We start from the raw sequence: 12,561 nt of genomic DNA, 5'->3' as shown, positions 1-12,561 counted from the left end.
GCGGGGGTGCCGGTGGCGCTGCTGGAGCGGGTGGGGGCGGAGGAGGGGGACGGGGACTGAGCGGCGCCGCGGACCGCCGCCGTGGGCCTGAGCGAGGCGGAGGCACGCGCGCGTGGGTACGAGGTGTCCGTCAATGTCATGCCGTTGACGGCCGTCGCCAAGGGGATGGTGCACGGGCGGGGCGGGATGGTGAAGGTCGTCGCCGAGGAAGGGGGCGGCCGGGTGCTCGGCGTGCACCTGGTGGGACCGCACGTGTCGGAGATGATCGCCGAGAGCCAGCTGATCGTCGGCTGGGACGCCGAGCCCGCCGACGTGGCCCGCCACATCCACGCCCACCCCACCCTGTCGGAGGCGGTGGGCGAGGCGTTCCTGACCCTGTCGGACCGCGGACTGCACCAGCAGTGACGCGGCCGGAGGCGGGTGAGGCGTACCGACGCCTCACCCGCCTCCGGCCCTGCCCGCTCACCCCTGCGTGTCCCAAGCGAACACCGACCCCGTCCGTGCCGCCATCACGCACGGGTTGGGGAAGGTCTGCGTGTACTCCACCGGCTGTCCCCGCCACTGCCCGCGCGCGTGGGCGGTCACCGGGGCGTAGATCATCGGGCAGTGGGTGTCCCGCAGCGGGATGTCGGCGATGCGGCCGTCCGTCGCGTCGAGTTCCGCGCAGGCGCGGGCCGCGCGGGCGTGGCCCCGGGGCGGGTCGCACAGCAGGAGGGCGCCCCGTGTGGCGCCGGACGGGACCCCTGACGGGGCTCCGGGCCGGACACCTGGCTGGGCATCGCCTTGGGTGAGCGTGAGCAGGAGCCAGTCGTTGGCCGGTTTCCGCTCCGCGGTGGCCTGCGCCGGAGTCGCGCAGGTGAGGAGGAGGGCGGCCGCGGCCGTCAGGAGGCCGGCCCGGGCCGTTCGGGCCGTGATGGTGTGGGTCATTCCCGGTGCATCGGCACCGCGGGCTCGGAACCCCAGCCCGGCTCACCCGAACGGGAGCCCGCGGTGGGGCGCCGCCCGGCCAGTTCGAACGCGGCGAGTACGACCCGCGTCTGGTACTCGACCTGGCGTGCGACCGGGATCCAGCGGGCGGCGCAACCCTCGCGGTAGTCGGCGCAGCCTTCGTCGACCAGCCGGTCCAGCTCGGGCAGGACGCCCGCCGGATCGCCTCCGGTACGGGTGACCAGCTGGTGCAGCAGCCCCGCGGTCCGCAGGGCAAGGCGCCGTCCGGCGAGGCGCAGGGCGACCAGGTGGGCGGTGCTCATCGGCGGCAGGGAGCGCCCCGATCCGTCGTCGGCGTCGGGGTCCCACGCGTCGGCGAGCCTGGGGCAGACCAGCAGGTAGTCGTCGACCGGCGCGAGGAGGTGCGCCGCCTCCGGCACGGTGGCGAGGTGCGGCCGGACCCGGGCCAGGACGCGGTGCAGACGCCGGGTGTCGTGACGCAGGGTGCGGCTCACGGAACGCAGCTCCCCGTCCCGGTCCGCCGGGGACGAGCCGTCCGCCACGGCGGCGACACCCCACATGGGGGCCTCGACGACCGCGGTGACGGTGCCGTACCGCTGTGGATGACACCACGTCGACTCGACGGCGGCCTCGGTGATGGCCGCCGTGAGGTCGCCGCGGCGGGGCGGCGGGATGCGGTAGACGGCGGGACCGAGGTCGGGCCAGTACAGGGTGTCGTAGGCGCCGAGCTCGCGGGGGATGCCGAGCCGGGCCGCGGTGTGGGCGATGCGCTGGGCGATGCCCGGCAGGTCGTGGGTCAGCTCGACGAAGCCGCCGCCGACGTCGACGCCGTGCAGGGAGCACTGCAGGAAGGGGCGCAGTTCGTCCTGGAGTGCGAGCAGGGTACGGGTCTCCGGGAGCGCGGCGTGGTCCGGGCCGTGGGGCAGCCACTCGGGCTGCTCCAGGAAGCCGGGCCGGAAGAAGTTCCGGGCGTAGCGGCCGAGAGTGTACGGGCCGGACAGCCAGCCCTCGTTGCGGCGCAGGCCGTCGGGGTCGACGCACAGCAGCAGATTCCAGGTGGCGTCGGCGCCCTCGGTGAGCCGGGGGTCGGCCAGGGCGCGCTCGGCCAGCCGCAGGACGGTGGCGCCGCCCACGGGTTCGTTGGCGTGCGGCCCGGCGACGACGAGGGCCTGGCGGCTGCCGTGGCCGACGGAGAGCAGCCACAGCGGGGTGCCCGCGCGGGACGTGCCGACGCGGCGCAGCCGGGCGTGCCCGGGATGACGGGCGACGAGAGCGGCGGCCCGGACGCCCAGCTCGTCCACGGTCGGATAACGCAGGAGGGGCGGCAGGGCACACCTCCACGATGCGGACTGACGGTTCACCTGGCGTGCTCGGTGTACGCACAGTCAGTCACGACTTGACGGGTACGTCAACACCATGAAAAGCAAAGGGGTTTGTCTCACGGGGCAGCACCCCGAACACCGAACCGAACACCGCGCCGAAGACCGCACGGAAATGCACAACCCCGAGTGAAGCCCAGGCCAGAGCTGTGCTCCGTCCCCCTCCTCCCCCTCCTCCGGCTCAGTTCACCGCGAGGCGGAAGGCCATCTGGCCGAAGCCGATCTGGTCGCCCTCGCGGACGACGGCCGCGCCGATGACCCGCCGTCCGTTGACCGTGGTGCCGTTGGTGGAGCCCAGGTCGCGCAGCACCCACATACCGCCCTGGCGGCTCAGTTCGGCGTGCACGCGGGAGACCGTCTCGTGGGTCAGGCGCAGCCCGCTCGCCGGGTCGCGCCCTATGCGCAGCGGATGTCCGGCTCCGGGGTGCGGCAGCAGCAGCTTGGGCAGCCGCTCGGCCTGCCAGGCCCTGCGCAGCCGTACGCCGAACCCGGACACCGCCTCGACGGTGCCGAACACCAGCCGCGACACCCGGCCCTCGGTGGGCAGGTCGGCGGTGAGCAGGGCGAGATCATCCGGGCGGCGGGCGGCGAGCGCCAGCTCCATCCTGCGGATGAACGTGTCGTGCGACAGCCGCCCCATGGCGACGCCGTCCCGGAGCACCTTCAGCGCCTTGTCGCGCTCCGCGTCGGACAACCGCGCGGGGTACGTGTTGAACTCGAAGGACGACGTCACGCTGGTGATTGTCGGTCAGCCGGGCCGGAGTGTCCAGAAGACGGGGAAACGGCCGCCACGCGCGCGCCGTGCACGCCGTCGCACGCGGAGCGCGGCACGACATGCGCCGCAATCGGGGACTTTCAGCAGCGCGGAGATCACTTTTGCAGGACCATGGACGGGCTACATCACGGTGAGCAGACGAAGGGGAACCGTCCGTGCAGTTCGAGGTGTGGGCACCGCAGGCCGGCCGAGTGACGTTGCAGTGCGACGGCGTCACGCGCGCGCTGGAGCGCGATCCGGAGCGGCCGGCGTGGTGGTGCGGTCAGGCGGAGGCGCGCGACGGATCGCGGTACGGCTTCGCGGTGGACGACGGGCCGGTGCTGCCGGACCCGCGTTCGCGCAGGCAGCCGGACGGGCCGGACGGGCTCAGCGCGGTCGTCGACCACGGACGGTATTCGTGGCGTGCCGAGTGGGGCGGGCGGCCGCTGCCCGGCGGTGTGCTGTACGAGCTGCACGTGGGCACCTACACGTCCGAGGGCACCCTCGACGCCGCAGCCGAGCGGCTCGGCCACCTGGTCGGACTGGGCGTCACCCACGTCGAGTTGATGCCGTTGTGCCCGTTCCCGGGCCGGCACGGCTGGGGGTACGAGGGTGTCTCGTTGTGGGCGGTGCACGAGCCGTACGGCGGGCCCGACGCGCTGAAACGGTTCGTCGACCGGGCCCACGAACTGGGCCTGGGGGTGGTCCTCGACGTGGTGCACAACCACCTGGGCCCGTCCGGCAACTACCTGCCCGCCTTCGGCCCGTACTTCACCGACACCCACCACACGCCCTGGGGCGCCGCCGTCAACCTGGACGCACCCGGCTCGGACGAGGTGCGGGCCTATCTGGTGGACAGCGCGCTGGCGTGGCTGCGGGACTACCGGATCGACGGACTGCGCCTGGACGCGGTGCACGCCCTGGTGGACACGCGCGCGTGCCACTTCCTTGAGGAGCTGTCGACGGCGGTGGACGGCCTCGCCGCCGACCTGGAGCGTCCGCTGTTCCTGATCGCCGAGTCCGACCTCAACGACCCGCGGATCATCACCCCGCGCGCGGAGGGCGGCCTGGGCGTGCACGCGCAGTGGAACGACGACTTCCATCACGCCCTGCACGCCGCGCTGACCGGGGAGTCGCAGGGCTACTACGCCGACTTCGCGCGGGCTCCGCTGGCGGCGCTCGCCAAGACGCTGACCCGGGGCTACTTCCACGACGGCACCTACTCCAGCTTCCGGGGCCGCGGCCACGGACGCGCGCTGGACCGCGGCCGGGTGGCCGCCCACCGGCTGACCGGCTACAGCCAGACCCACGACCAGGTCGGCAACCGCGCCCAGGGGGACCGACTGGCCGCGCTGGTCTCCCCCGGCCTGGCGGCCTGCGCCGCGACGCTGACGCTGACCGCGCCGTTCACACCGATGCTGTTCATGGGCGAGGAGTGGGCGGCGGGCACCCCGTGGCAGTTCTTCACCGACCACACCGACCCGGAACTCGCGACCGCCGTACGAAACGGCAGGCGGCGTGAGTTCGCCGCGCACGGCTGGAAGGAGGAGGACGTGCCCGACCCGCAGGACCCGGCGACGCGCGAACGGTCCTGCCTCGACTGGTCCGAGCCGGAACGCGAGCCGCACGCGCGCGTACTGGACTGGTACCGCCGGCTGATCGCGCTGCGGAGCGGGCAACCGGACCTGACCGACCCGGACCTCGCCGACACCCGGGTGGCGTACGACGCCGAGGCGCGCTGGCTGGCGTTCCGGCGCGGCGACATCCGGGTGGCCGTCAACCTGGGCGCCGGGCCGGCGGCGATCCCGTTGGGCACCCGCCCCGCGCGCGTGCTCGCCGCGTGGGAGCCGGTGCAGGCGCCGGGGGCGGACGGGGTGCTGCGGGTACCGGGCGAGTCGAGCGTCGTACTCGTACAGGAGTGACGGGCGCTCAGGACGGCTCGTCGTCCGTGCCGTCCCCGCGCAGTTCCGTCACCCGTTCCAGCATGATCGGCTCCCAGGCGCGCCGCAGCCGGGTCCTGAGCAGGGGCAGTGACCCGGCCGCGGGCGCGGAGGCCCGGCCGGAGAGTGCCGCGGCGAGGTGGACGAGGGTGTCGCAACGGGCCAGCCACAGGCCGCGCAGGCACGGCCGGGCGCCGTAGCCGGCGAGGGTGGCGGCGCGGACGGCGGCGGGCGAGCCCACGGAGAGCGCGAGCCCGGCGATGTCCTCGGCCGGGTCGCCGAGGACCGCGTCGGTCCAGCCGAGGACACCGCGCACCCGGCCGTCGGCGCCGACCACGAGGTGCTCCCCGGCCAGTCCGTGGTGGACCAGGACCGCCGCGCCGGGCTGGGCGCCCAACTGGACCGTCGCCGACCGGGTGAGCCGCTCCGGCCGCGCGGGGTCGAACTCGTCGGTCTCGGCGAGGCGCCGGGCGGCGCGCTCGGCGGCCTCCCGCAGCGCCTCCAGGGAACGCGGGGCGGCCCGGGGCACACCGAGGGTCTCGGCCTGGCGGACCGGCACCTCGCGCACTCCGGTGAGCAGCGCGGCGAGGTCCGCCTCGCCCAGGGCCGACACGTCGCGGTCCTCACCCGACCCGCCGGGCACCTTGGCGTCCAGCGTGTAAGTCAGGCCCGGCGCCCACTCGCCGTGCGCGACACTCGTCGGCACCGCTACGGGGACGTAGGGGCGGACCAGCTCGCGCAGGCGCAGTTCGCGCCGCTGCCGTACCGCGGTCTCGCGGTCCGGGGCCAGGCGCAGGACATGCCGGGTGCCGACCCACCAGGTGGCGGGTCCGGCCCCCTCGGCGACGGGCCGCACGTCGGGTTCCGCGTTCTCGCCCAGCAGGGAGCGGACCAGTCGGCGGACGGTGTCCGCGGTGGGTGTCGGTGCCTGGGTCATGGTCGCGCCGTCGTCTTCCGGGTCTGCCGGGGCGTGTGGTCCGTCTGTGCCGGTCACTCCACTATGACCATCTCCCGGGTGGTGTCGTTGAGGCGCCGGCCGCCGTCCTCGGTGACCGTCACGATGTCCTCGATGCGTACCCCGAAACGGCCGGGCAGATAGACGCCGGGCTCCACGGAGAAGCACATGCCGGGCACGAGGTGCCGCTCCTCGCCCTCGATCATGTACGGCGGCTCGTGCGTGGTGACGCCGATGCCGTGCCCGGTGCGGTGGATGAAGTACTCGCCGTACCCGGCGCCGTCGATGACCGCGCGGGCGGCCCGGTCGATCTCCTGGCAGGCGACGCCGGGCCGCACCGCTCTGAAGCCCGCCTCCTGCGCCTCCCGGACGAGGTCGTGCACCCGGCGCTCCTCGTCGGTGGGCGCGCCGACGTGGACGGTGCGCGAGGTGTCGGAGCCGTACCCGTCCTTCAGGCCGCCGAAGTCGAGGACGATCATGTCGCCGTCCTCGATGACGCGGTCGCCGACCTCGTGGTGCGGGTTGGCACCGTTCGGGCCGGAGGCGACGATGGTGAAGTCGACCTGGGAGTGTCCGAACCTCCGCAGCAGATGGGCGAGGTCGGCGGCGACGTCGGACTCGCGGCGTCCGCCGAAGCGCACCTTCCGGATCTCCTCGAACGCGGCGTCCGCGGCCGCTCCCGCCGCCGCCAGCAGTTCCAGCTCCGCCGCGTCCTTGACGGCGCGCAGCATGGGCAGCGCGTCGGTGAGCGAGGCGTACGAGGTGCCGGGCAGCGCCCGCTGGAGGGCCAGCAGGTGCATCGCCCAGGCGTTGTCGCTGATGCCGAACCGTCCGGAGCCGTCGAGGAGCGCGGCGGTGGCGGCGTAGGGATCCTTGCCGTCGGTCCAGTCGCGCAGGGTCAGGGCGGGCGCGCCGGCGGCCTTCTGGGCGTCGGGGGCCTCCAGCGTCGGGACGACGAGCACGGGGTCGCGGTCGGCGGCGAGGACCAGCAGGGTGAGCCGTTCGGTGTCCGCGGTGGGCGCGTAGCCCGTGAGCCATACGAGGTCGGGCCCCGGCGCCACCAGCAGCCCGGCCAGTCCGGCGTCGGCGGCCGCCCGCGCGGCACGCTCCATCCGGGCCCGGTAGTCGTCGGCGGTGAAGGGAGCAGCGGGCGCGCTGCCGGTCATCCGGGCCTCCCAGGGCGACAAGGGTGAAGGGACTACGGGCAGCATCCTGCCCCCGGCGCGGGAGCGACGCGAGCCGATTGGCATTGATCAACCACTGTCACTAATGGTTGGATGCAGTCCAAACGTTAGACACAGGCGTCCGCCACAGACGTTGGACACCGACGTCGGATACGAACGCCGGACACGAGGTGTGCCCCGCGGCACCCGGAGGGGGACTGCGCCGTGCTCGTACTCGCGCACATCAGCGATCTGCACCTGGACGGGAGCGCTCGGGCGACCGGCCGCGCCGAACGGGTGCGCGACCGGCTCTGGGAGTTGCCGGGGCGGGTGGACGCCCTGCTGGTGACCGGGGACATCGCGGACCACGGGACGGAGGCGGAGTACGAGGAGGCCGCCCGCGTCCTGGGGCTGCGCGACGGCACCGCGCCGTTCCCCGTGCTCACCTGCCCCGGCAACCACGACAGCCGCGCGCCCTACCGAAAGGCCCTGCTGGGGCGGCCCGCCGCGGACGGGCCGGTCAACGAGGTGCGGGTCTTCGACGGCGGTGCGGTGCTGATGTGCGACTCCAGCATCCCGGGGAGCGACGAAGGGGAACTGGACGAGGAGACGTACGGCTGGATCGAGGCGACCCTCGACGGACTCGGCGGCGACCGTCCGGTCCTGCTCGCCTTCCACCACCCGCCGACGGCCCTGCACCACCCGCTGCCCGACTCCTACCGGTTGGGCCGCCCCGAGCGCCTCGCCGCACTGCTGGACCGCCGGCCCGAGATCGCCGGGCTGATCACGGGACACGCGCACACGCCCGCCTCCACGGTGTTCGCCGGGCGGCCCCTGGCGGTCGGCCCCGGGGTGACGTGGACCCTGCGGCTCCCCTGGGAGGGAGAGCAGGTCGCCGACCGGGACGCCCCGGTCGGGCTGGCCTACCACGTGCTGGACGACACCGGACGGCTCACGAGCCACTTCCGAACGGTCGCGTGACGGCGGGGCGGGTGACGGCGGGGCGGGTGACGGCGGGGCGAGTGACGGCCAGGTGAGGCGGATCAGGTGACACGGGTCAGGTGACCACGCCCGGTACGGCCGTCAGCTGCTGGTAGCCGCCGCTCTCGTGGCGCACGGTCATCTTGACCTCCTTGCCCGGCCGGGCGCGGGACACGGCGTCGGCGAGGTCGGCGGCCGAGTCGACCCGGGTCGTGCCGAACGCAAGGAGCACGTCGCCCCGGACCAGGCCCGCCGCGTACCCGGGGCCGGGTACGTGGACGCCCACGACCAGGGCCCCCGGCTTCTCGTCGTCCACGGCCTCCACGCCGAGGGTCGCGGCGGCAGGTGCCGAGGGCGGGAGCGGACCGGCCGACGGTCGCGCCGAGGCGGCCCGGCTGTCCGTCGGCCTCCCCGCTTCCGGACCCGGGGCGCCCGCCTGTCGTTGCAGTTCGGCGAGGCTGCTCATGCCGATCACCGTGGCGCCCATCGTGCCGAGTCCCACGCCCGCCAGGAGCAGGACCGTCGCGGCGAACACACCGAGCAGCAGGGTGGTGAGCCGCCGGCGGCGCCTGCGCCCCGCGTGCGGGCGCCGGACGCCGTCGGGCGCGGTGCCGGTCCCGGGTTCCCGACCGGGCATCGGCTTGGGTCGCAACGCTGTCTGTTCCATGGATCGCCTCCGGCAGGTGCTCTACCCGGCGCACCGGCGCGTGACGAGCCACGAACGAGTGAGACTGGCCGACGGTCAGCCGAGCACGGGCAGCGCGGAGCACCTCGGGACGGGCACGGCCGGGATCCGGTCCGGGAGGAAGCCGTGAGTGCGCCCGGCCAGGTACTCGGCCTTGTACCGCGGCACCTCCCGGTGCCAGTTGAGGATGCCCGCCATCCAGTTCTGCAGGTCGGTCACATAGCCCCGCATGACGGCCCGCGCCTCGTCCGACAGCTGGAAGTCGTCGTAGACGATGGGCAGTTCATGCGCGACGACGTGCTCGAACTGGCGCATGCGCTGGTTCATGAGGTCCTGGACGACGCCCAGGGCGGCCGGGTAGTCGACGCCGAAGAAGTTCTGCACCACGAGGATCGCGTTGTGGATCTCGCCCTCGTACTCGATCTCCTTCTGGTAGGAGAAGACGTCGTTGAGGAGGCACGCGTAGTCGATCGCCGCGTTCTCCAGGGAGCGGACCGGACCGCTGCGGTAGACCTCGGGCGGTACGGCCGGGCCGTGTCCGGCGCGGCACAGGCCCAGGGTGAGGTCGGAGCCGAAGGTGGCGCGCCGCATCTCCAGGTAGTCCACCGGGTCGGGGACCCGGTTCTGGGTCTGGTTGGCCAGCTCCCACACCCAGGCCTCGGTCATCTTGTCGACGGCCGCCTTCAGCGGGCGTCGCTCCTCGGGTGTCATGCCGGCCGTCGTGCGTGCCCACAGGTCGATCAGGGAGCGCTCCATGGCGTTGGCGGGCGGCGGGACCGGCTCGGCGTCCAGCGGCATGCAGGCCGACAGCCGGGCCGTGGTCAGCCGGGCGGCGGCCAGGTCGCGCCGGTGACCGTAGACGAGCGGGTAGTAGTCGTCGCCGTAGGTCCCGAAGGCCAGCCAGTCGGAGGCGAGGTTCAGCTGCTCCTGGGTGGCGTCCGGGTCGAGGCCCGCGGCGCACAGGGGAAGGTCGCAGCTCGCGAGCTTGTCCTCGTCCCAGACGCCCTCGCTGAGGAACCCGATCGCCTGCGACCACTCGGACAGGTGCCGTCGCGCCCCGTCGAGGGCCGGGCTCAGCTCCAGCGGGAACGGCATGTGGATGTCGGGGATGATCGAGGGCCCGACCTTCTGGAACGGCACGTACGTGTACGGGCGTGCCCGCTCGGCGCCGGCCGCGGCGAGCAGCGCGCGGACGTCCGCGGCGGAGGTGCCGGGGCCGGTCAGCGCCTGCCAGCCGGCGGTGGGGCGGGCGCCCTTGTTCATGTACCGGCTGGAGCGCATGTGCCATTCGTGGCCGCCGGACTGCCAGTCCTGGAGGCCCTTGGCGTACAGCCCGACGGCGGTGGCCTCGGCCGGGGTCAGGCCGTTCTCCAGGGCCACCGCGGGCACCTCGGTGAACGCGGTGTGCTCGAACTGGTGCAGCCGGGAGGTGAGGACGTCGTTGACCAGTTCGGCGGCCTCCTGGGTGGTGCAGCCGAAGAAGGTCTCCAGAACCAGCACCCCGTTGCTCAGCTCGCCCTCGTCCTCGACCTCCCGCTGGTAGGAGAAGAGGTCGTTGCGCAGGTGCACGGCGTCGGAGAACGTCTCCATCAGCACCCTGAGCGGCCGGGAGCCGGCGATGGCGGCGGGCACCTCGGCGGTCGCGTACTCCACCAGCCCCGCCGACCAGGGGGCACCGCCCACCTTGCGGCGCATCTCGATGTACTCGACGGGGTTGGCGATCCGCCCCTCGTTGATGTTGGACAGCTCCCAGAGGGACTCGTTGAGCAGGTGCTCGGTGGCGACGGCGAAGCGCCGGCGCCAGTCGGCCGACATCGCCGGCACCGTGCGCTTCCAGAGGTCGGCGAGGCCGGCCTCGACCGGGTTCTCCGGCTCGGGCATGTCCGTGGTGAGGTCGAGCGGCATGAACAGGGGGAGCCGGTCCAGGTGGGCCTTGCCGCCGACGCGGTCCTGGCTGCGTTTGAACTTCTCCAGGAAGTGGTCGTCGAAGAAGAAGACCCACACGTACCAGTCGGTGATGAGGGAGAGCGCCGGCCCGTCGCAGTCGGGGTGGGTGTAGGCGCAGAGCAGGCCGTAGTCGTGTGCGTCGAGGTCGGCCTGGTCCCAGACCCCGGAGCCCTCCAGCATGCCCATCTCGCGCGCCCACGTCGTCGAGTGGCCGCGGGCCTCGTCGAGATGCGGATTCAGCCGCGCGGGATGCGGCATGTAGAAGTGTGGGAGTTCGAAGGGCTGTTGCGTCATGGCCGGGCACTACCCATGGCCCTCCGGGGGCATCCTCGGGTTGGGACATGATCACACCATCGCGTGAATCGGGGCGGAACGCGGGAACTTTCGCCGGTTCGTCCTCTCGGGGACGCGGGCGGGGTTTCGCCGCCTCCTGACGCGGACGCTCAGCGCCGGACCTGGATCAGCGCGTGCGTCCCGCTCGTCCGCCAGCGCTGTTCCCCGCTCGCCACCAGCGCCGCCTCCGTGTCCGCGGACAGACCGGTGACGACGTCGGACTTCAGGGTGCGCAGTGCGGCGACGGGGCCCGGGAAGTAGGCGGTGGCGTCCGCGAAGGACGTGGTCGGGGGCCACCAGCGGTCACCCACCAGGCGGCGGTAGTTCAGGTCGCCCTTGAGGACGGTGACCGTGGCCGCCGCGAACTCCCCGCGCAGGTCGTCGGGCATGTCCGCGTACGGCAGCGGGGCGCAGGAGAAGGGGTGGGCGCGGACGGTGACGCGGCCGTCGGTCAGCGCGGCCCACAGCCGCTCACCGTGGACGGCCGCCGCGCCACCCGCCCCCATGAGCCGCCGCAGCGCGTCGAGGAGGTCGGCGGGCGTGGCGTCGGAGACGTAGTACGGATACGTCTTGAGGTGCAGGACCGCCCGGTCGACGCGGCCCTCGTCGAGGAGGTGCGAGACGAGGAGCAGGTCGGGGACGAGTTCACGGCCGGCGTTGTCGGCGACCAGGCACAAGGTCCTCGGACCGGGCGTGCCCCGTCCGGCGGGCGGGAGCAGCGACCAGAGCGTGTCGCTGTCGTCCGCGACCAGGGCCGGTACCCGGTCCTCGGTGTCGGTACCGCTGTCGGAGAGGCGGAAGCCGAGGTCCGCGCGGTTGCCCCAGAGCGAGCCGTGCAGCAGGGCCCGCGTGCGGTCGTCGGCGGGCAGGCCGGCGAGACCGTCGAGCGCGGCGAGTTCCTCGTCCGTCTCCGGCGCGTCGAGTTCGGCGAGCTTCGCGGGACGGAAGGGGTCGATGCCCTGCCAGGTTCCCGGGCCGAAGTAGCCGACGGCGTCGAGGAGCCTGCGGTAGAAGTGGCTCTCGGCCCACAGCCAGGGCACGTCGAACCAGGAGCGGCCGGCGTACGCGTCCATTCCCCAGTCCGCCCAGCGGTTCCGGTCGAGGGCGTCGGCACCGGCGGGCAGTGGCTCGATGACGCCGTCCTGGCAGCTCGTGAGCAGCGCGTCGAGCGCCCGTTGCCGTTCGGGGCCGTAGGGGAACGCCTCCCGAACCTGCCGGATGATGGCGGGGTGCCGCTCGGCCAGCACGCCGTGGGGGAAGGATCCGGGCTCGTCGCCGACGATGACGGGGGCGGGCTCGGACGGGGTGTCGGGCATACGCCTCACCGTATCGCGCGGCCTGGGGCGGGGGCGGAGCCGGCCGTGTCCCGGCGGGGGCCTGCCGCACATCCCGGCGGGAGCCTCGCCGTGCCCCGGCGGGAGCCGCGGCCACATCCCGGCCGGGCCGCCAACGCCGGGTCAGGCCCCGCCTATCTCC

10 protein-coding genes and 1 pseudogene are annotated in these 12,561 nt (G+C 73.7%); 3 read left to right on the top strand and 8 right to left on the bottom strand.

The window, feature by feature from the left end; translation table 11 throughout:
- Positions 1–60: 60 nt before the first annotated feature.
- Positions 61–405 (top strand): annotated as a pseudogene (locus EBH09_RS28550) (dihydrolipoyl dehydrogenase); the annotation flags it as partial.
- Between the two features lie 57 nt (positions 406–462).
- Here the strand turns inward: EBH09_RS28550 and EBH09_RS28545 are convergent.
- The 3 genes from EBH09_RS28545 to EBH09_RS28535 all read right to left on the bottom strand — a co-directional run bounded on the left by EBH09_RS28545 (position 463) and on the right by EBH09_RS28535 (position 3,060).
- A complete protein-coding gene (locus tag EBH09_RS28545) occupies positions 463–927 on the bottom strand; it encodes an SSI family serine proteinase inhibitor (RefSeq protein ID WP_121749812.1) in 465 nt (154 codons plus the stop codon).
- The gene (locus EBH09_RS28540; RefSeq protein WP_121749811.1) at positions 924–2,249 is read right to left on the bottom strand and encodes a M14 family zinc carboxypeptidase; all 1,326 of its coding nucleotides are present in this window, start codon (positions 2,247–2,249) and stop codon (positions 924–926) included. The genes EBH09_RS28545 and EBH09_RS28540 overlap by 4 nt, the downstream gene beginning before the upstream one ends.
- A gap of 259 nt (positions 2,250–2,508) precedes the next feature.
- Positions 2,509–3,060: a DUF1707 and FHA domain-containing protein gene (locus tag EBH09_RS28535; protein WP_121749810.1), complete on the bottom strand. Its 552-nt coding sequence runs from the start codon at positions 3,058–3,060 to the stop codon at positions 2,509–2,511.
- Between the two features lie 197 nt (positions 3,061–3,257).
- Here EBH09_RS28535 and treZ point away from each other — a divergent pair, with 197 nt between their 5' ends.
- On the top strand, positions 3,258–5,003 hold the full coding sequence (treZ, locus tag EBH09_RS28530) for a malto-oligosyltrehalose trehalohydrolase (RefSeq protein WP_121749809.1): 1,746 nt from the start codon (positions 3,258–3,260) through the stop codon (positions 5,001–5,003).
- A gap of 7 nt (positions 5,004–5,010) precedes the next feature.
- Here treZ and EBH09_RS28525 read toward each other — a convergent pair whose 3' ends face one another.
- Entirely contained in the window at positions 5,011–5,958 is a 948-nt protein-coding gene (locus tag EBH09_RS28525) for an aminoglycoside phosphotransferase family protein (protein ID WP_121749808.1), read from the bottom strand.
- Positions 5,959–6,011: 53 nt separating this feature from the next.
- Complete coding sequence (locus tag EBH09_RS28520; RefSeq protein WP_121749807.1) at positions 6,012–7,142, bottom strand: aminopeptidase P family protein; 1,131 nt, start codon at positions 7,140–7,142, stop codon at positions 6,012–6,014.
- A 222-nt stretch (positions 7,143–7,364) separates the two neighbouring features.
- On the opposite strand from EBH09_RS28520, the gene EBH09_RS28515 reads away from it, so the two are divergent.
- Positions 7,365–8,120: a phosphodiesterase gene (locus EBH09_RS28515; RefSeq protein WP_121749806.1), complete on the top strand. Its 756-nt coding sequence runs from the start codon at positions 7,365–7,367 to the stop codon at positions 8,118–8,120.
- A gap of 76 nt (positions 8,121–8,196) precedes the next feature.
- Here the strand turns inward: EBH09_RS28515 and EBH09_RS28510 are convergent, their stop codons facing one another.
- The 3 genes from EBH09_RS28510 to EBH09_RS28500 form a co-directional block, all read right to left on the bottom strand.
- Entirely contained in the window at positions 8,197–8,787 is a 591-nt protein-coding gene (locus EBH09_RS28510) for a PDZ domain-containing protein (protein WP_193776584.1), read from the bottom strand.
- A 75-nt stretch (positions 8,788–8,862) separates the two neighbouring features.
- Positions 8,863–11,046 carry a germacradienol/geosmin synthase Cyc2 gene (gene cyc2 / locus EBH09_RS28505; RefSeq protein ID WP_121749804.1) on the bottom strand — a complete coding sequence of 728 codons (2,184 nt, stop codon included), beginning with the start codon at positions 11,044–11,046 and terminating at the stop codon, positions 8,863–8,865.
- A 149-nt stretch (positions 11,047–11,195) separates the two neighbouring features.
- Positions 11,196–12,401, bottom strand: a complete 1,206-nt coding sequence (locus tag EBH09_RS28500) for a damage-control phosphatase ARMT1 family protein (RefSeq protein ID WP_121749803.1) — start codon at positions 12,399–12,401, stop codon at positions 11,196–11,198.
- Between the last annotated feature and the right edge of the window lie 160 nt (positions 12,402–12,561).

Origin of the sequence: Streptomyces sp. E2N166 (assembly GCF_003671715.1) — a bacterium.
Classification (GTDB): domain Bacteria; phylum Actinomycetota; class Actinomycetes; order Streptomycetales; family Streptomycetaceae; genus Streptomyces; species Streptomyces thinghirensis.
The sequence above is the reverse complement of the archived record's forward strand: the minus strand, read 5'-3'. Positions and strand labels throughout refer to the sequence as shown.